General features: G+C 71.2%; 15 protein-coding genes. 13 read left to right on the top strand and 2 right to left on the bottom strand.

Going from position 1 to position 18,185, the window contains the following annotated elements; genetic code table 11:
- Positions 1-4: 4 nt before the first annotated feature.
- From RZE77_RS25980 to RZE77_RS25965, 4 genes are all read left to right on the top strand, one after another.
- Positions 5-1,123, top strand: a complete 1,119-nt coding sequence (locus RZE77_RS25980) for a winged helix DNA-binding domain-containing protein (protein ID WP_319439880.1) — start codon at positions 5-7, stop codon at positions 1,121-1,123.
- 86 nt (positions 1,124-1,209) lie between these two features.
- Positions 1,210-1,866 (top strand): response regulator transcription factor, encoded by a 657-nt coding sequence (locus tag RZE77_RS25975; protein WP_319428058.1) that lies wholly within the window; start codon positions 1,210-1,212, stop codon positions 1,864-1,866.
- Positions 1,863-3,263, top strand: coding sequence for a sensor histidine kinase (locus RZE77_RS25970; protein ID WP_319439879.1), 1,401 nt, complete (start codon positions 1,863-1,865; stop codon positions 3,261-3,263). Before RZE77_RS25975 ends, RZE77_RS25970 begins: the two co-directional genes overlap by 4 nt.
- A 111-nt stretch (positions 3,264-3,374) precedes the next feature.
- Positions 3,375-3,713 carry a hypothetical protein gene (locus RZE77_RS25965; protein WP_319439878.1) on the top strand — a complete coding sequence of 113 codons (339 nt, stop codon included), beginning with the start codon at positions 3,375-3,377 and terminating at the stop codon, positions 3,711-3,713.
- 4 nt (positions 3,714-3,717) lie between these two features.
- On the opposite strand, the gene aqpZ is transcribed toward RZE77_RS25965, so the two are convergent.
- Positions 3,718-4,425, bottom strand: a complete 708-nt coding sequence (gene aqpZ, locus RZE77_RS25960) for an aquaporin Z (RefSeq protein ID WP_124961149.1) — start codon at positions 4,423-4,425, stop codon at positions 3,718-3,720.
- Positions 4,426-4,599: 174 nt separating this feature from the next.
- Positions 4,600-5,610, bottom strand: a complete 1,011-nt coding sequence (locus RZE77_RS25955) for a zinc-dependent alcohol dehydrogenase family protein (protein WP_319439877.1) — start codon at positions 5,608-5,610, stop codon at positions 4,600-4,602.
- A 99-nt stretch (positions 5,611-5,709) separates the two neighbouring features.
- On the opposite strand from RZE77_RS25955, the gene RZE77_RS25950 reads away from it, so the two are divergent.
- The 9 genes from RZE77_RS25950 (at position 5,710) to RZE77_RS25910 (ending at position 18,170) form a co-directional block, all read left to right on the top strand.
- Positions 5,710-6,627 carry a LysR family transcriptional regulator gene (locus RZE77_RS25950; protein ID WP_319439876.1) on the top strand — a complete coding sequence of 306 codons (918 nt, stop codon included), beginning with the start codon at positions 5,710-5,712 and terminating at the stop codon, positions 6,625-6,627.
- 49 nt (positions 6,628-6,676) lie between these two features.
- Positions 6,677-7,720: an ABC transporter substrate-binding protein gene (locus tag RZE77_RS25945; protein WP_319439875.1), complete on the top strand. Its 1,044-nt coding sequence runs from the start codon at positions 6,677-6,679 to the stop codon at positions 7,718-7,720.
- A 117-nt stretch (positions 7,721-7,837) separates the two neighbouring features.
- Entirely contained in the window at positions 7,838-9,874 is a 2,037-nt protein-coding gene (htpG, locus tag RZE77_RS25940; protein ID WP_319439874.1) for a molecular chaperone HtpG, read from the top strand.
- Positions 9,871-10,494: a hypothetical protein gene (locus RZE77_RS25935; RefSeq protein WP_319439873.1), complete on the top strand. Its 624-nt coding sequence runs from the start codon at positions 9,871-9,873 to the stop codon at positions 10,492-10,494. Before htpG ends, RZE77_RS25935 begins: the two co-directional genes overlap by 4 nt.
- 52 nt (positions 10,495-10,546) lie before the next feature.
- The gene (locus RZE77_RS25930) at positions 10,547-11,908 is read left to right on the top strand and encodes an SWIM zinc finger family protein (RefSeq protein WP_319439872.1); all 1,362 of its coding nucleotides are present in this window, start codon (positions 10,547-10,549) and stop codon (positions 11,906-11,908) included.
- A gap of 55 nt (positions 11,909-11,963) precedes the next feature.
- Entirely contained in the window at positions 11,964-13,511 is a 1,548-nt protein-coding gene (locus tag RZE77_RS25925; RefSeq protein ID WP_319439871.1) for a DUF5691 domain-containing protein, read from the top strand.
- Entirely contained in the window at positions 13,508-14,587 is a 1,080-nt protein-coding gene (locus RZE77_RS25920; RefSeq protein WP_319439870.1) for an ATP-binding protein, read from the top strand. The genes RZE77_RS25925 and RZE77_RS25920 overlap by 4 nt, the downstream gene beginning before the upstream one ends.
- A gap of 14 nt (positions 14,588-14,601) precedes the next feature.
- Positions 14,602-16,962, top strand: a complete 2,361-nt coding sequence (locus RZE77_RS25915) for a DUF5682 family protein (RefSeq protein WP_319439869.1) — start codon at positions 14,602-14,604, stop codon at positions 16,960-16,962.
- Positions 16,959-18,170 carry a VWA domain-containing protein gene (locus RZE77_RS25910; RefSeq protein ID WP_319439868.1) on the top strand — a complete coding sequence of 404 codons (1,212 nt, stop codon included), beginning with the start codon at positions 16,959-16,961 and terminating at the stop codon, positions 18,168-18,170. The genes RZE77_RS25915 and RZE77_RS25910 overlap by 4 nt, the downstream gene beginning before the upstream one ends.
- Positions 18,171-18,185 lie beyond the last annotated feature (15 nt).

Raw genomic sequence — 18,185 nt, 5'->3', positions numbered from 1 at the left:
GCCGATGGCCGTGGTGCTGAGCCAGCGCGCACTGAACCGGGCCACGCTGGCGCGGCAGATGCTGCTGGAGCGGCGCAAGGCGGCGCCCGCGCAGGCCATCGAAAAGCTCGCGGGCCTGCAGGCGCAGGCGCCGAACCCGCCCTACATCGGCCTGTGGAGCCGGCTCGAAGGCTTTCGCCGCGAGCAGTTGACCGAGGCCCTGAAGCAGCGCCGCGTCGTGCGCATGTCGGCGATGCGCGCGACCCTGCACCTGATGGCCGCATCGGATGCACTGGCCTGGCGGCCGCTGCTCGAGCCCGTGCATCAGCGCGGATTGAAGGGCAGCAGCCATGCGCGGGCGCTCGAGGGCATCGACCGCGCGGCCGTGGTGGAGGCGGGCCTCGCGTTGCTGCGCGAAGGCCCGCTCACCAGCTCCGAGCTCGGCCAGGCCCTCGCGGCGCGCTGGAAAGACCGCGAGCCGGCCTCGCTGGCCGCACTCATCCGCAACAGCGTGCCGCTGGTGCACCTGCCGCCCGCGGGCAGCTGGAACGCGCACCAGGGCGCACGGCTGCAGCCCATCGCACAGTGGCTCGGCGAATCCGCCGCAAGTGCCGCACCCGCCACGCAGGACGAGCTGCTGCTGCGCTACCTCGCGGCCTTCGGCCCCGCCACGCTGGCCGATGCGGGCGCATGGTCGGGCCTCACGGGCTGGAAGGCCGTGGCCGAGCGCCTGCGGCCGCAGCTGCGCGTCTTCACCGGCGAGCAGGGCCAGGAACTGTTCGACCTGCCGCGCGCGCCGCGGCCCGACCCCGACACGCCCGCGCCGCCGCGGCTGGTCGCCGAGTGGGACAACCTGCTGCTCTCGCATGCCGACCGCAGCCGCGTGATGAGCGAGGCGCACCGCGCGCGCGTGTTCACCGTCAACGGCATCGTGCGCGGCACGGTGCTGCTCGACGGTTTCGTCGCGGGCGTCTGGAAGATCGAACGCGCGAAGAACAGCACGGCCGCGGTGGTGCTGGAGCCCTTCACGCGCTGGCCGAAGGCCGGCCGGCTTGGCGTCGAGGAAGAGGCCCTGCGCCTGCTGGCCTTCGCGGCGGATGGCGAGGGCGGGCGGCACGAGGTCCGCGTGCTAAGCCCCGCCTAAGACTCCGCCCCTACGCTGCGCCACGGCGCAGGGCACTACCGATCATCCCGATCGCGTGCTAACTTGCCGCCCAAGGAGTCGACACGATGCGTGTGCTGCTGGTGGAAGACGACGAGATGATCGGGCGCAGCCTGAAGCAGGCGCTCGAGGGCGCAGGCTGGTCGGCCGACTGGGTGCGCGACGGCGAGCTGGCGCAAAGCGCGCTCGGCGACGGCGGCTACACCTGCGTGCTGCTCGACCTGGGCCTGCCGCGGCAGGACGGCACCGAGGTGCTGCGCCGCGCGCGCGAACGCGGCGATGCCACGCCGGTGCTGGTGCTCACCGCGCGCGACGGCCTGGACGACCGCATCCACAGCCTCGACCTGGGCGCCGACGACTATTTGCTCAAGCCCTTCGAATTCCGCGAGTTGCTCGCGCGCATGCGGGCCGTGGTGCGCCGGCGCGACGGCGCCGCGCATTCGCTGATCGGCGGCAGCACGATGCAGCTCGACCTGACCACGCGCGAGGTGCTGGTCGACGGCGTGCGTGAGGCGCTCACCGCGCGCGAGTTCGCGCTGCTGCACGCCCTGCTCGAGCGGCCCGGCGCCATCCTCTCGCGCGAACAGCTCGAGAACCGCATCTACGGCTGGGGCGAGGAAGTGACGAGCAACGCCATCGACGTGCTGATCCACGGCATGCGCCGCAAGCTCGGCGCGGAATCGATCCGCAACGTGCGTGGGCTCGGCTGGCGCGTCACCGCATGACCTCAGCGGGCCGCTGGTGGCGCCCGCGCTCGCTGCGCACGCAGCTCCTGTTCTGGCTCGTCACGCTGCACCTCGCGGCGGCGGCGCTCACGGCGTGGTTCACCTTCGTGGCCTATGGCGACCTGGTGCACAACGCGCTCGACGAGCAGATGCGGCTGGTGGCCGATTCCTATGCGGGCAGCGACCCGCCGCGCAGCCCGCGTCCGCTCGACGGCAACGCCGCCCTCGTGCGCGGCGCCTTCGTGGTGCAGCTCTGGAGCGCCGACGGCCGCACGCTGCGCGCGAGTTCCTGGCCGCCGCTGGCCGTGGTGCCGCTGCAGCCGCAGCCAGGCTTCGGCAATGCGCGCGCCGATGCGCCCGCGCCCTCGCGCTGGCGCGTGTTCACGGCCGAGGCCGGGCCGCGCGCCGACCAGCCGCGCGTGCAGGTGCTGCAGAACGAGGACTACCGCCGGCGCCGTGCCCTGCGCCGCGCGCTGCTCGAAGGCCTGCCCATCGCGCTGCTGCTGCCGCTGGCCTTGCTGATCCTCTGGCTCATCGTGTCGGCGGCTTCGCGCTCGCTGCGCGCGGTGGCGCGCGACGTGGCCTCGCAGGACGAGCGCCGCCCCACCGAGCTGTCGCTGGCGCGCGTGCCGGACGAGATTGCGCCGCTGGTGCAGGCCTTCAACCAGCTGCTGTCGCGCGTGCGCAGCGCCTTCGCCACGCAGCGACGCTTCGTGCAGGACGCGGCCCACGAGCTGCGCACGCCGATGGCCGCGATCGGCCTGCAGATCGAGAACCTGCGCGCCCACGTGCCCGCGGGCGAAGCCACCGAGCGCTTCAACCAGCTGGAGGCCGGCGTCACGCGCGCGCAGCACCTCATCGAGCAGCTGCTGAGCCTCTCGCGGCAGGACGCGCCGGGGCGTCCCATGCCGGGCGAGCCGGTCGACATCGAGACCCTGCTGCGCGAGAGCGTGAGCCAGCTGATGGTGCTGGCCGACGCGCGCCGCGTGGACATCGGCTTCGAGGGCTCGATCGCGCCCGTGGTGCAGGCGCCGGCCGCCGAGCTGCGCAGCGTGTTCGACAACCTGATCGACAACGCGCTGCGCTATGCGCCCGAAGGCGGCGTGGTCGACGTGCGGCTGCACGAGGTCGATGGCCACGCGGTGGTCGATGTGCTCGACAACGGCCCGGGCATTCCGGCCTCGTCCATCGGCCGCGTGTTCGACCGCTTCTTCCGTGTGCCGGGCGCGCCGGCGGGCGGCAGCGGCCTCGGGCTGGCGATTGCGCGCACGGCCGCCGAGCGGCACGGCCTGCGCATCGAGCTGCGCAACCGTAATGAAGCAGAAGAGGGCGGCGGGCCGGGGCTGCTGGCGCGGGTGCACCTGCCTGCGGCACCGGTGCCGCTCACGCCGGGCTAATTTCCTGCTCACGCCCCGCTCAGCCGGGCTGCCTAGAGTGCGTGCAGGCCCTGCCACGCGCAGTTCGCGCGATGGCACGCGGCCGGAGACAGACCCTCAGGAGCACACACCATGCGCACTTCCTTCAAGCTTCTTGCCCTTGGTTCCTTCGCCGCGTTCGCGGCGCTCGGTGCCGTGAGTGCGTTGGCCGAGACAACCGACGGCTCGGACTACCACCCGCTGCAGATGAATTCGCCCGAGAACCCCGACGTGCAGGCCGGCGCGATGGCCGCCGCGCGGCCCGCCGACACCGAGTCCATCGGCCAGTCGACCAGCGCGCCGGCCATGAACTCGACGACGCCGGTGTCCGACGTGCAGGCCGGCGCCTATGCGGCCTCGCATGCGACGGGCACCGAGTCCATCGGGCAGTCGACCGCGCTGCCGCTCGTGCAGTCGGCCAGCGGCAGCTGATCAATCAGTCGTCGCTGTTCGCGAGCAGCGCGCGGTAGATCACCGCGCCGATGATCGCGCCGGCGATGGGCGCAACCCAGAACAGCCACAGCTCCGACACCGCGTACGACGGGCCGAACAGCGCCGGGCCCGTGCTGCGCGCGGGGTTCACCGAGGTGTTGGTGACCGGAATGGAGATCAGGTGGATCAGCGTGAGGCACAGGCCGATGGCCAGGCCCGCGAAGCCGCCGGCCGCGCGCTTGGCGGTGGCACCGAGGATCACGATCAGGAACACCGCGGTCATCACCACCTCGCACACCAGCGCGGCGGTCATGCCGTACTTGCCGGGCGAGTGCTCGCCGAAGCCGTTGGTGGCAAAGCCGCCGATGTCGGCGCCGGGCTTGCCGGTGGCAATCAGGTAGAGCACGCCGGCCGCGGCAATCGCACCCAGCACCTGCGACACGATGTAGCCCGCGAGCTGCGAGGCCTTGAAGCGCCCCGCGGCCGCGAGGCCGATCGACACGGCAGGATTGAAGTGGCCGCCCGAGATGGGACCGAGCGCATAGGCGCCGGTCACCACCGTCAGGCCGAACGCCAGCGAGACGCCCAGGAAGCCGATGCCCAAATTGTTGGGAAAGGCCGCCGCCAGCACCGCGCTTCCGCAGCCGCCCAGCGTGAGCCAGAAAGTACCAATGAACTCGGCTGACCACTTTTTGTAGGTGCTATGTTCCATCTGCTCCATCCATTCAGAAGTTGAAAAGTTGCGTGGCCCCGGGGCCATGCGCGGGCGGATTCTAGGAACGTAAACAGCATGCGTCACGCATGTTGTTGCACCTGGCGGAACCTGTTCACAGTTCAGCGGTCTTTTGTTTCTGACACGCGTTGCGCAAACCGCTAAAGGGCTTTGTCAGAGGGTGACGACGATCTTGCCGAAGGCGCCGCGCGCGAGGTGGTCGAGCGCATCGGGCAATTCGTCGAAGGCGTATTGCGCCGCGATCACGGGCTCGAGCGCATTGGCGTCGACGGCGCGCACCAGGTCCTCGAGCGCGCGCCGATGGCCCACGCCGATGCCCTGCACCGTGACGCGGCCGAGCACCATCGCGTAGTACGAAGCGCTGAGCGTCTCGCCGCCGAGCATGCCGATGATCGACACGCGCCCGCCCTGCGCCACCGCCTGCAGCGAACGGTCGAGGTTCGGACCGCTCGCGAGTTCGAGCACATGGTCGGCGCCGCGCCCTTGCGTGAGGCGGCGCACTTCGGCCGGCCAGTCGCCCTCGCGCATCAGTACCTCGGCGGCGCCCAGCGCCAGCGTCTGCGCGCGCTTCTCTTCGCTGCCCGTGACCACGATGGCACGCGCGCCATGCAGCCGCGCCAGCTGCACGCCGAACAGCGCCACGCCGCCGGTGCCGTGGACCAGCACGGTCTGGCCGGGCCGCAGCGCGCCGGTCTCGGCCAGCGCGAACCAGGCCGTGAGGCCGGCGCACGGCAGCGTGCTGGCCTGCGCGAAATCGAGCGTGGCCGGCGCAGCCACCGCCCAGGCCGCGTCGATCAGCACGTGCGAGGCCAGCATGCCCGGGCCGGGGCCGCCCATCGGCACCGCCTCGGCCGGCCAGTGGCTGTCGATCCAGCCGCCCCAGAAGGTGTTGAGCACGCGGTCGCCCACGGCCAGGCGCTGCACGCCGGGCCCGGTCGCCACCACCGTGCCGGCCATGTCGGAGCCGGGGGTGAAGGGCAGGTCGAACCTCATGCCCATGCCGTCGCGGATCATCAGCAGGTCGCGGTAGTTGAGCGACACCGCGCCCACCTCGACGAGGATATGGCCCGGGCCGGGCGTGGGCAGCGGCAGCTCCACCTGTTCGAGCTGCTCGCGGCCGAAGGAAGAAAGTTGCCAGCGCCTGAGCGTTCTGCTTGCCTGCATGAAAAAAGCCTCCACGAAAAAAGAAGCCCTCATGCTATTGGCGAGTCGATCTATCCAGTGGCGGATAATTTTCAACTCCATGGCGCCTGAAAGTATCCAATGAGTCCACGCCTGCAGGGCATCGAAGAGTTCGTGGCCGCAGTCGAGGCCGGCAGCTTTGCGCGTGCGGCGGAGCGGCTGCACGTCACGCGCTCCGCGGTGGCCAAGAGCATCGGGCGGCTCGAAGCGCGGCTGGGCACGCGGCTCTTCCTGCGCACCACGCGCAGCCAGAGCCTCACCGAAGAAGGCCACGGCTACTACGAGCGCTGCCGGCGCGTGCTGGCCGAGCTCGATGCCGCCGAGGCCATGGCCGATGCCGCGCGCAGCACCGCGGCCGGGCTGGTGCGCCTGAGCATGCCGGCCATGCTGGGGCGGCTGAAGGTCGGGCCGCTGCTGCTCGCGCTGGCGCGGCGGCATCCGGGGCTGTCGCTGGAGCTTTCCTTCAACGACCGGCGCGTGGACCTGGTCGAAGACGGGCTGGACCTGGCGATCCGCAGCGGCGAACTGGCCGACAGCGCCGAGCTGGTCGCTCGGCCGGTCGGCGTGCAATGGATGGCGCTGTGCGCCGCGCCCGCCTACCTGGCCGAACGCGGGCGCCCCGGCAGCGTGGCCGAGCTGGGCGCATCGCCGTCGCACGAGGCGGTGTTCTATGCGCGCGACGGGCAGATCTCGCCCTGGCGCTTCCACGACGCGGAAGGCCGGCTGGTCGAAGTGGTGCTGCCCTCGCGGCTGCGCTGCGACAGCGCCGAGGTGCTGCTCGAAGCGGCCATCGGCGGCATGGGGCTGGCGCGCCTGCCGGCCTGGCTCGCGGCCGATGCGCTGGCGGCCGGCACGCTGGTGCGCGTGTTCGAGGAGCCGCGGCCTTTCGGCTTCGAGCTCAACGTGATCCGCTCGCGCAGCCGCTACCTGCCCCACAAGACACGGGTGGTGGTCGACTGGCTGGCCGAGCACATGCCGCCGCTGCTGGCGGCCCGCTGAGCGGCTTTGCCCGCTATCCTCGGGTCGCCTTTCATCCTTCGGAGAACGCATGCGCCCCTTTGCCATCAGGAACGTCGCGGCCCTTGCCGCATGCGCGGGCGCCATGGCCCTGTTTTTTTCCCCAGGCGCCGCGGCGCAGGGCGCGGTGAATGCGCTGTGCAGCACCGACGCGGGCTGGTGCGAAGCCGCGGCCACGGCCTTCACGCGCGAGACCGGCATCCGGGTGCAGCAGGCGCACAAGGGCACCGGCGAGATCGGTGCCCAGCTGCGCGCCGAGGCCGCCAATCCCAAGACCGACATCTGGTGGGGCGGCACCGGCGATCCGTTCCTGCAGGCTGCCGAGCAAGGTTTGCTCGAAGCCTACCGGCCGGCCTACATCAATGACCTGCACGACTGGGCGGTGCGCCAGTACGCGATGTCGCAGAACATGGTGGGCGGCTTCTACACCAGCGCCATCGGCTTCGGCTTCAACACCGATCTGCTCAAGCGCAAGAAGCTGCACGAGCCCAAGTGCTGGGCCGACCTCGTCAAGCCCGAATACCGGGGCGAGATCGAGATCTCGCATCCGGCGTCCAGCGGCACGGCCTACACCATCATCGCGGGCCTGGTGCAGCAGATGGGCGAGGACGCGGCCTTCGACTATTTGAAGAAGCTGCACCGCAACGTCACCAGCTACACGCGCAGCGGCCAGGCGCAGGCGCCCAACGTGGCCAAGGGCGAGGTGGCGGTGGGCGTGAGCTTCATCTTCGGCTTCGAGCGCTGGCGGTACGACAAATTCCCGGTCAAGACGGCCGCGCCCTGCGAGGGCACGGGCTACGAGGTGGGCGGCATCGCGCTGGTCAAGGGCGCGCGCAACAAGGAGAATGCGAAGCGCTACTACGACTGGCTCATGAGCCCGGCCGGCCAGGCGATCGGCGGGCAGGTCGGCAGCCTGCAGTCGCCCGCCAACAAGACCTTCAAGCCCGATGCGCGCATTCCATCGATGAGCGACGTGAAGCTCATCAAATACGACTTCGAGAAATACGGCAAGGCCGCCGAGCGCAAGCGGCTGATCGACCGCTGGACCCGCGAGGTCGAGTCCCAGGCCAGGTAAAACGGGGACTATTGTTTTTCCGGGGCGCAAGCCCCAACTCGCGGAGTTGGTAAGCCGGGCGCCCGGTGGCGGCTGTCCGGCTTAGAATTTTTTGGCTTCGATATTTCTTCTCTTTCCATGGCTGATTCTTCCAATACGAAACTCCCGTTCCAGGCCGAAGTCGCGCAACTGCTGCACCTCGTCACGCATGCGCTCTACTCGAACAAGGAAATCTTCCTGCGCGAGCTGATCTCGAACGCATCGGACGCCTGCGACAAGCTGCGCTTCGAGGCGCTCGACCACCCCGAGCTGTACGAGGACCAGTCCGAGCTGGACGTGCGGCTCTCCTTCGACAAGGCCGCGCGCACCATCACCATCACCGACAAGGGCATCGGCCTGTCGCGCCAGGAAGCCATCGAGAACCTCGGCACCATCGCCAAAAGTGGTACCAAAGACTTCGTGAGCAAGCTCAGCGGCGACCAGAAGGCCGACGCCCAGCTGATCGGCCAGTTCGGCGTGGGCTTCTATTCGGGCTTCATCGTGGCCGACAAGATCACGGTCGAATCGCGCCGCGCGGGCCTGCCGCCCGAGCAAGGCGTGCGCTGGACGAGCGGCGGCGCGGGCGACTTCGAAGTGGCCGACATCACGCGCGCCGAGCGCGGCACCCGCATCACGCTGCACCTGCGCGACGACGCCGACGAATACCTCAACGCCTGGAAGCTCAAGCAGATCGTCGGCAAGTACTCCGACCACATCTCGCTGCCCATCCTCATGGAAAAGGAGGAGTGGAAGGAAGGCGAGAACGACCAGCCCGGCGACATGGTCAAGACCGGCGAATGGGAAACGGTCAACAAGGCCAGCGCCCTCTGGAGCCGCCCCAAGAAGGACATCACGCCCGAGCAGTACGAAGAGTTCTACAAGACCATCAGCCACGACTACGAGGCGCCGCTCGCCTGGAGCCACAACCGCGTGGAGGGCAGCACCGAGTACACGCAGCTGCTCTACATCCCGGCCAAGGCGCCGTTCGACCTGTGGAACCGCGAGAAGAGCGCGGGCGTCAAGCTCTACGTGAAGCGCGTCTTCATCATGGACGACGCCGAGGCGCTGCTGCCGAGCTACCTGCGCTTCGTGAAGGGCGTGATCGACTCGTCCGACCTGCCGCTCAACGTGAGCCGTGAACTGCTGCAGGAAAGCCGCGACGTGAAGGCCATCCGCGAAGGCAGCACCAAGCGCGTGCTCGGCATGCTCGAGGACCTGGCCAGGAAGCAGAAGACCGGGCCGGAAAGCGGCGAGGGCAAGATCGACGTGGGTTCGGGCGAATCGGTGCCGGCCCCCGAGCCGACCGAGGCCGTGACCGACGTGGTCGACAAGAACGCGCCCACGGCCGCCGAAGCCGCCGCGGCCGCCGCCGACGAATCGGGCAAGTACGCCAAGTTCTATGCCGAGTTCGGCGCCGTGCTCAAGGAAGGCCTGGGCGAGGACTTCGGCAACCGCGACCGCATCGCCAAGCTGCTGCGCTTCGCCTCCACCACGAGCGACGCGGTGAGCGTGAGCTTTGCCGACTACAAGGCGCGCATGAAGGAAGGCCAGGACGCGATCTACTACATCACGGCCGACACGCTCGCCGCCGCCAAGAACAGCCCGCAGCTCGAGGTCTTCAAGAAGAAGGGCATCGAGGTGCTGCTGATGACCGACCGCGTCGACGAGTGGGCGCTCAACTACCTCACCGAGTTCGACGGCACGCCGCTGCAGAGCGTGGCCAAGGGCGCGGTCGACCTGGGCAAGCTGCAGGACGAGGCCGAGAAGAAAGCCGCCGAGGAAGCCGCCGAATCCTTCAAGCCGTTGCTCGAGAAGCTCAAGGAAGCCCTCAAGGACAAGGCCGAGGACGTGCGCGTGACCACGCGCCTGGTCGATTCGCCGGCCTGCCTGGTGGTGCAGGACGGTGGCATGAGCACGCAGCTCGCGCGCATGCTCAAGCAGGCCGGCCAGCCCGCGCCCGACCTCAAGCCCGTGCTCGAAGTGAACGCCGAGCACGCGCTCGTGAAAAAGCTCGACGGCTCCGAGCATTTCGACGATCTTGCGAACATTCTTTTCGACCAGGCGCTGCTGGCCGAAGGCGGCCTGCCGGCCGATCCCGCGGCCTACGTGAGGCGCGTCAACGCGCTTTTGGTGTGAACGCCCGGCCGCGCACCGCCCGTGCAGCTGCCGCCCTTGCGGCGGCGCTGCTGCTGGTGATGGTGAGCGGCTGTTCGCACTACCGCATCGGCATTCCGCTGGTGCCCGGGCTCTCGCTCGGGCTCGGCGCCACCAGGGACGGCAATTTTTCCGTCGGCCTGAACACCGGCTGGGGCCCGCTCGGCGCCGGCGTGGTGGTCAACAACGCCGGCGTGGTGGCCGGCACGGCCGGCGTGGGCGTGGGCGTCGGCATCGGGCCGATCGGCACCGGCGTGGGCGTGGGCAAGAGCGTGGTGCTGCACGACCCCAATGCGGGGCAGGCCGGGTACGCGCCTGCGGGCGGCGCCGCACCGGTCACGACGGCGGCGGTGGGGGCCACGGTCCCGGTTTCCGGTACCTCCGGCATCACGGGCGTGGCGCCCGTGGCGGCCGTGGCGGCGACTCCACCGGCTGCGCCGGTCACGGTCACCAAGGGCGGCGTGACCAAGCCGGCCGCCGGCCCCGCGCCGCAGGCGGCACCTCAGCCTTCCGCGGTACGCGTCTCCTACCGCCCGCCCGCCAATGCCGCCGCCGCTCCGGCCGGCAGCCTCGGCACGCCGGGCAATCCCGTCGCGCCTTGATGGCCGCGTCTTTCCAATCATCCGCGCCGCGGGTCGGCGCGAGGGTGCCCCGATGACTCTCAGCACAGAAGCCGTCCTGGCGCTCGCGCCCGACGATGCCTCCGCGAAAGCCGCGAAGGGCCTGCTCGCGCCGGCCAAGTGGCCCACGCTCGGTTATTCCGACGATGCGGTGTGGGGCGAATGCCAGGGCAGCGGCAGCAAGCCCTACCAGACGCAGGTCGACCTCGGCGGCCCGGTGTTCCGCTGCTCCTGCCCGAGCCGCAAGTTCCCGTGCAAGCATGGCCTCGCGCTGTTGCTGCTGCGCGCGCAGGGCGGCGCCAGCTTCACCGCGGGCGCGCCGCCAGCCTGGGTTTCCGAATGGATCGCCTCGCGCCGCGAGAAGGCCGAGAAGAAGGAAGCGCGCGCCGCCGAGCCTGCGGCCGCGCCCGATCCCGCAGCGGCCGCCAGGCGCGACGCACAGCGCTGGAAGCGCATCGAGGCCGGCGTGCAGGAACTCGCGCGCTGGCTCGACGACCAGGTGCAGCGCGGGCTCGCCTCGCTCGGCAGCGAACAGCAGCAGGCCTGGGGCGCGATGGCCGCGCGCATGGTCGATGCGCAGGCGCCCGGCCTCGGCCAGCGCGTCACGCAGGCGGCCGAACTCATCGGCGCCGGCGAAGGCTGGCCGGCGCGGCTGCTCGACCGGCTGGGCCGGCTCCAGCTGATCGCCGATGCGGTGCCGCGCCGCGAATCGCTCTCGCCCGCCACGCTGGCCGACCTGCGCAGCGCGCTCGGCTGGCCGCAGGACCGCGAAGCCCTGCTCGCGGACGGCGAGCGCATCAGCGACCACTGGCTCGTGCTGGGCCAGTGCACCGACGAACGCGACACGAAACTGGTCGAGCGCCATGTCTGGCTGCAGGGCCGCGCGAGCGGACGGCGCGCGCTGCTGCTCGACTATTCGCACGGCGGCCGCGGCTTCGAGACCGCCTGGGTCACGGGCAGCGAGCGCGCCGCCGTGCTGTGCTTCTATCCGGGCCATGCATCGCAGCGCGCCCTGGTGGCCGAGCTGGCCGCCGATGCGCCAGTTGCATCGGCTGCATCGGCCGGCGCCGCTCCGGACGCAGCCGGCGAATGGCAGCGCATGGCGCAGCAGATCGCGGCCAACCCCTGGCAACCGCTGCTGCCGATGGTGTGGACCGAAGCCGTGCCCGCGCGCCATGGCGATCAATGGTGGCTGCGCCTGGATGACGTGTCGCAGGCCCTGCCGATGCAGCTGGCGGCGCAGGAGGCGTGGCAGCTGATGGCGCATTCGGGCGGTGCGCCGCTGCGCGTCTTCGGCGAATGGGACGGCGAGCAGTTCGCGCCGCTCACCGCCTGGGCGCAGGGCGCACCGGCCGGCGCTGCGCCGGTCTGGACGCTGGCCGGAGTGCGTGCATGAGCCGCCACTCTGCTTCCGCTGCGAACACCGCGGCGCGCAGCGCGGAGGTCGACCAATGAGCCACTGGAACACCCTGCTGCAGACCGCGCTGGTCGGCACCGCGCGCCAGCCCGTGCCCGCAGCCGATGGCATGGCGGGAGAATTCGCGGCGCTGCTGCAATCGATCAACGGCGGCGACGCCCAGGGCCGCTTGCTGCGCGCCGCCGGCGCCGTGGCTGTCGGCCGCCGCGCGGGCTTCGTGGCGCCCGGTCTGTCGCCGTCCGATGCGCCCGTCGCAACCGCCGACGCGCGGCCCCCACTCGCCGAACCCGCTTTGCAGGCCGCGATCGCGGATGCGCTGGGCAGCGGCCCGCTGCGCCTGCAGCACGAAGGCCTGGCCGCGCTCGCCGCCGCCGGCCTGCGGCTACCACACGGCCTGCTGCCCGCGGCACTCGACGCCGGCCGCCGCGCCGTCGAGCTGCGCCCCGCCGTGGTCGCCGCGCTCGGCGAACGCGGGCTCTGGCTTGCCGCGCGCAACGACGACTGGCGCTATGCCGCCGGTGCCAGCGAGCAGGCCGATGCGCAGACGCGCTGGGACCAAGGCAGCCTCGAGCAGCGCCGCGCGGTGCTGGTCGAACAGCGCCGCATCGACCCGGCGGCCGCGCGCGAGCGCCTCGCCGCGGAGCTGCCGCAGCTTCCCGCCAAGGAGCGGGCCGCGCTGCTCGGTGCGCTGGCCGAGAACATCGGGCCCGGCGACGAAGCCCTGCTCGACGCCCAGCTGAAGGACCGCGCCCGCGACGTGCGCCAGGTGGCCACCGAGCTGCTGCAGCGATTGCCCGGCAGCGCGCATGTGCAGCGCATCCAGGCCTTCCTCGGGCCGCTGCTGTCGCCGCAGGACGCGGGCTGGCAGCTGCAGGCGCCCGAGGCCGCCGACCCGCGCTGGAAGGACGATGCCATCGACCCCGCGCGCCCCACGCACGACAGCCTCGGCGAGCGCGCCTGGTGGCTCTACCAGCTGGTGCGCCAGGCGCCGCTCGCATGGTGGACCGCGCGCACCGGCATGGCGCCCGCCGCGCTGCTCGACTGGGCCGCCAACGGCGACTGGAAGGACGCCCTGCTGCGCGGCTGGAACGAAGCCGTCCTCGCCACCCCCGATGCCGACTGGTGCGACGCGATGCTCGATCGTTCGCGCAACCAGCGTGCGTGGACGGGCCAGCTGCTGGCGCTGCTGCCGCGCGGGCGGCGCGAGCGCCACTGGCTGCGCGAGCTCGGCGAATCGGGCGATGGCGTGCAGGAGGTCGTGGCCTTCGCCGAACAGGCCTGCGCGCCGGGCGGAACCCCATCGGCCGAGCTGTCGCTGCGGATCGCGGCCGCGCTGCGCGCCCGCGTCGAGCGCGGCGACCTCGTCAACGACTACGTGCTGCGCCAGGTGCTCGGCGACGCCGCCGCGCTGCTGCATGCGAGTGCGCTGCACCTCCTGGCCGGCCTGCCGCGCGCGGCCGAGGAAAGCCCCGGCCTTGCCAACGCGCTGAGCGACACCGCGCGCATCGTGCGCGCGCGCCAGCTGTTCTCTTCCCTTTCTTCCCAGCCAACCTCTTCTTCATCTTCCCAAGGCCGTCCATGAGCAATGTCCTGCGCCAGCATGCCGAACAGCAATTCGCCGAAGAACTCGATGCGCTCCAGAAGGTCGACGACCGCCAGCGTCCGGCCAACTGGAAGCTCTCGCCTTGGGCCGTGCTCACCTACCTGATGGGCGGCAAGCTGGCGAATGGTTTCGAAGTCAGCCCCAAGTACATCGGCAGTCCGCGGCTCATGGAGATCGCGGTCTCCACGCTCGCGACCGACCGCGCGCTGCTGCTGTACGGCGTGCCGGGCACCGCCAAGTCGTGGGTGTCGGAGCACCTGGCCGCCGCCGTGAGCGGCGACTCGACCATGCTGATCCAGGGCACCGCCGGCACCAGCGAGGAGCAGCTGCGCTACGGCTGGAACTACGCCGAGCTGCTGGCCAACGGCCCTTCCGAAAAGGCGCTGGTGCCCAGCCCGCTGGTGCATGCGATGCGCCTGGGCAAGATCGCGCGCGTCGAGGAACTCACGCGCATTCCGGCCGACGTGCAGGACACGCTGATCACCGTGCTCTCCGAAAAGACGCTGCCCATTCCCGAACTCGGCAGCGAGGTGCAGGCGGTGCGCGGCTTCTCGGTGATTGCCACCGCCAACAACCGCGACAAGGGCGTGAACGAGCTCTCGAGCGCGCTCAAGCGCCGCTTCAACACCGTGGTGCTGCCGGTGCCGGCCAGCGAAGCCGAGGAAGTGCAGATCGTGGTCAAGCGCGTGTCCGAGCTGGGCCGCGCGCTCGCGCTGCCGGCCGAGCCGCCGGCGCTGCAGGAAGTGCGCCGCGTGGTGCAGATCTTCCGCGAACTGCGCAACGGCCAGACCGAGGACGGCAAGACCCGCATCAAGTCGCCGAACTCCACGCTATCGACGGCCGAGGCCATCTCCGTCATCAACAGCGGCATGGCGTTGGCCGGCCATTTCGGCGACGGCGTGCTGCGCTCGGCCGACGTGGCCTCGGGCCTGATCGGCGCCGTCATCAAGGACCCGGTGCAGGACCAGGTGGTGTGGAAGGAATACCTGGAGACCGTGGTCAAGGAACGGGGCGACTGGAAGGACCTCTACCGCGCCTGCCGCGAACAGCTCTGACTGCGGACCGGCGCATGAGCACGACGAGCACGCCGCCTTCGCCGCCGCACTACTTCGGCATCCGCCACCACGGGCCCGGCTGCGCGCGCAGCCTGCTGCGCGCCTTCGAGTCGCTGCAGCCCGACTGCATCCTGGTCGAGGGCCCGCCCGAGGCCGAGCCGCTGCTGTCCTTCCTGGCGCACGCCGACCTGCAGCCGCCGGTCGCGGTGCTGATCCACGCGAGCGAGGACACCGGCCTGGCCGCGTTCTATCCCTTCGCCACGTTCTCGCCCGAATGGCAGGCCCTGCAGTGGGGCGCCGCACGCGGCGTGCCCACGCGCTTCATCGACCTGCCGCAGGCGCACCGCATGGCGATCGATCAGGCCGCACGCGCAGCCGACGAAGCCAAGGCGGAAGCGCCCGAAGAAACACCGCTGGGCGATGACGAGACCGGCACGGTGCCCGTGTCCGAGACGGTCGAAGCGCCCGAACAGGAACAAGCAACCCGCACGCTGCCCGACGACCCCTTCGACTGGCTCGCCCACGCCGCCGGCTATGCCGATGGCGAAAGCTGGTGGAACCACATGGTCGAGGAGCGCGGCGACGGCGAAGACCTGTTCGGCGCCATCGCCGAAGCCATGACCGCGGTGCGCGCCGAAACACCCGAAGACCGGCGCGGCCAGCGCGCGATGGAGCGCGAGCAGCAGCGCGAGGCCTTCATGCGCCAGTCGATCCGCGAGGCCGTCAAGGCCGGCCACCAGCGCATCGCGGTGGTCTGCGGCGCATGGCACGTTCCCGCGCTGCAGGGCGCGGCCACCGCCAAGGCCGATGCCGCATTGCTCAAGGGCCTGCCCAAACTCAAGGTGCTCGCCACCTGGGTGCCCTGGACCTTGCGCCACCTCACGAGCGCGAGCGGCTACGGCGCGGGCATCGATTCGCCCGGCTGGTACGAGCACCTCTGGCAGCAGGGGCACGAGGCGGCCGGCCGCACGACGGGCTGGCTCGCACGCGTGGCCAGGCTGCTGCGCGCGCACGACCTCGACTGCTCTTCCGCCCACCTGATCGAGGCCACGCGCCTGGCCGACACGCTGGCCGCGCTGCGCGGGCGCCCCGCGCCGGGCCTGCCCGAGCTCGACGAAGCCGTGCGCAGCGTGATCTGCATGGGCGAACAGGCGCCGCTCACGCTGATCCGCGAACGCCTCACGGTCGGCGACCGCATGGGCCAGGTGCCTGCCGACGTGCCGACCGTGCCGCTGCAGCGCGACATCGAACAGGCGCAGAAAAGTTTGCGCCTGAAGCCCGAGGCCACCGCGAAGACGCTCGACCTCGACCTGCGCCAGCCCAACGACCTGGCGCGCAGCCACCTGCTGCACCTGCTGCACCGGCTGCGCCTGCTCGACCTGCCCTGGGGCCAGGTCACCGCCGGCCAGCGCGCCAGCCGCGGCACCTTTCATGAGGTGTGGCAGTTGCAATGGCAGCCCGAGTTTGCCCTCCGCATCATCGAGGCCAGCCGCTTCGGCGCGACCGTGGCGCATGCCGCGAGCGCGCGTGTGATGGAAGGGCTCGCGGCGGAAACCTCGCTGGCCGCGTTGGCCGAGCAGGTCGACACCGTGCTGCTGGCCGACCTGCCCGTGGCCGTGCAGGCCGTGACCCGCGCGCTCGAAGACCGCGCCGCGCTCACCGGCGACGCGGTGCAACTGATCGGCGCGGTGCCGCCGCTGGCCAACGTGTTCCGCTACGGCAGCGTGCGCCAGACCGACAGCGCGCTGCTCTCGCACGTGCTCGACAGCCTGATCGTGCGCGGCGCCATCGGCCTGCCGATCGCCTGCGGCGCGCTCGATGCCGAAGCCGCCGAGGCGCTGCGCACCCGGCTCATCGCCGCGCACGATGCGGTGCGGCTGCGCGACGCCGAGGAAACCACCGCCGCCTGGCGCGCCGCGCTGCGCGCCATTGCCTTCGGCGAAACCGGCGCGCCGCTGCTGCGCGGCGTGAGCTGCCGGCTGCTGCTCGACGAGGCGCAGCTCGACAGCGACGGCGCTTCGCAGCAGCTCGCGCGCAATCTTTCCTCCGGCGCACCGCCGGCCGAAGCGGCCGCCTGGCTCGAGGGTTTTCTCAACCGCAATGCGATGGTGCTGCTGCACGACGAGGCCGTCTGGTCGCTGGTCGACCGCTGGCTTTCGGGGCTCGGCGAAGAACACTTCGTGCAGGTGCTGCCGCTGGTGCGGCGCAGCTTCGCGGATTTTTCGGGTGCCGACCGGCGTGCGCTCGGCGAGCGCGCCAAACGCGGCACGGTGGGTGGCACGGCGCCGGCTGCCACGGCCGCCGCCGACTGGGACGAAACGCGCGCGGTGCTCGCGCTGCCGCTGCTGCGGGAACTGCTGGGAGTGAAGGCATGAGCGCGAATCCAACCTCCATCGACGACGAAGAGGCCCTGCCGTCCACCGACCGCCTGCAGCGCTGGCGCCTCGTGCTCGGCAGCGAGGCCGATGCCAGCTGCGGCGCCATCGAGGGCCGCGTGCGCGAGATCGACCAGGCGCTCGCCGCGCTCTACGAGGCCGACAGCCGGCGCGGCCTGGGGCAGGGCGGCCAGCGCGGCGGCCGCGGCGATTCGGCGCCCAGCGTGGCGCGCTGGCTCGGCGACATCCGCAAGTACTTCCCGAGCCAGGTGGTGCAGGTGATGCAGCGCGACGCGATGGAGCGGCTCAACCTGCGCCAGATGCTGCTGCAGCCCGAGATGCTCGAGAACGCGCAGCCCGACGTGCACCTGGTCGCCAACCTCGTGGCGCTCGCGAGCGTGATTCCGGCCGGCACCAAGGACACCGCGCGCGCCGTGGTGCGCAAGGTGGTCGACGAGCTCATGAAGAAGCTCGAGGAGCCGATGCGCAGCGCCGTGAGCGGCGCGCTCAACCGCAGCCAGCGCAACCGCCGGCCGCGCCATTCGGAGATCGACTGGAACCGCACCATCCGCGCCAACCTGCGCCACTGGCAGCCCGCCTACCGCACCGTGGTGCCGCAGACGCTGGTCGGCTATGGCCGCAAGGCGCGCCAGCCGCAGCGCGAGGTGATCCTGTGCATCGACCAGAGCGGCTCGATGGCCGCCTCGGTGGTCTATTCGAGCATCTTCGGCGCCGTCATGGCGAGCCTGCCGGCCGTGTCGACCCGGCTCGTGGTGTTCGACACCGCCGTGGTCGACATGACCGAGCAGCTGCGGGACCCGGTGGACCTGCTGTTCGGCGTGCAGCTCGGCGGCGGCACCGACATCAGCGGCGCGGTCGGCTACTGCCAGGGCCTGGTGCGCGAGCCGCGCAACACCATCCTGATCCTGATCTCCGACCTGTACGAAGGCGGGGTCGAGGGCAAGCTGCTGCGGCGCGCCAACGAGCTGGTCGAGGCTGGCGTGCAGTTCATCGCGCTGCTGGCGCTCAGCGACGAAGGCGCGCCCGCCTACGACCGCGACTTGGCCGCCAAGCTGGCTGCGCTCGGCGTGCCCTCGTTCGCCTGCACGCCCGATGCGTTTCCGGGCCTGATGGCCGCTGCCATCAAGCGCGAGGACGTGTCGGCCTGGGCCGCGGGGCAGGGCCTGAAGACCAGCCGGGCGGCATAGCTCTGAACGGAGGCC

The sequence above is a fragment of the Variovorax sp. SPNA7 genome (assembly GCF_033807855.1).
GTDB classification, from domain to species: domain Bacteria; phylum Pseudomonadota; class Gammaproteobacteria; order Burkholderiales; family Burkholderiaceae_C; genus Variovorax; species Variovorax beijingensis.
The sequence above is the reverse complement of the archived record's forward strand: the minus strand, read 5'-3'. Positions and strand labels throughout refer to the sequence as shown.

Coding starts and splice junctions, on each gene's coding strand:
- RZE77_RS25910 (WP_319439868.1), top strand. CDS start 16,959: ATGAGCGCGAATCCAACCTCCATCGACGACGAAGAGGCCCTGCCGTCC.
- RZE77_RS25920 (WP_319439870.1), top strand. CDS start 13,508: ATGAGCAATGTCCTGCGCCAGCATGCCGAACAGCAATTCGCCGAAGAA.
- RZE77_RS25950 (WP_319439876.1), top strand. CDS start 5,710: ATGAGTCCACGCCTGCAGGGCATCGAAGAGTTCGTGGCCGCAGTCGAG.
- RZE77_RS25980 (WP_319439880.1), top strand. CDS start 5: ATGGCCGTGGTGCTGAGCCAGCGCGCACTGAACCGGGCCACGCTGGCG.
- RZE77_RS25930 (WP_319439872.1), top strand. CDS start 10,547: ATGACTCTCAGCACAGAAGCCGTCCTGGCGCTCGCGCCCGACGATGCC.
- RZE77_RS25955 (WP_319439877.1), bottom strand. CDS start 5,610: ATGCAGGCAAGCAGAACGCTCAGGCGCTGGCAACTTTCTTCCTTCGGC.
- aqpZ (WP_124961149.1), bottom strand. CDS start 4,425: ATGGAACATAGCACCTACAAAAAGTGGTCAGCCGAGTTCATTGGTACT.
- RZE77_RS25965 (WP_319439878.1), top strand. CDS start 3,375: ATGCGCACTTCCTTCAAGCTTCTTGCCCTTGGTTCCTTCGCCGCGTTC.
- RZE77_RS25945 (WP_319439875.1), top strand. CDS start 6,677: ATGCGCCCCTTTGCCATCAGGAACGTCGCGGCCCTTGCCGCATGCGCG.
- RZE77_RS25915 (WP_319439869.1), top strand. CDS start 14,602: ATGAGCACGACGAGCACGCCGCCTTCGCCGCCGCACTACTTCGGCATC.
- RZE77_RS25970 (WP_319439879.1), top strand. CDS start 1,863: ATGACCTCAGCGGGCCGCTGGTGGCGCCCGCGCTCGCTGCGCACGCAG.
- RZE77_RS25975 (WP_319428058.1), top strand. CDS start 1,210: ATGCGTGTGCTGCTGGTGGAAGACGACGAGATGATCGGGCGCAGCCTG.
- RZE77_RS25925 (WP_319439871.1), top strand. CDS start 11,964: ATGAGCCACTGGAACACCCTGCTGCAGACCGCGCTGGTCGGCACCGCG.
- htpG (WP_319439874.1), top strand. CDS start 7,838: ATGGCTGATTCTTCCAATACGAAACTCCCGTTCCAGGCCGAAGTCGCG.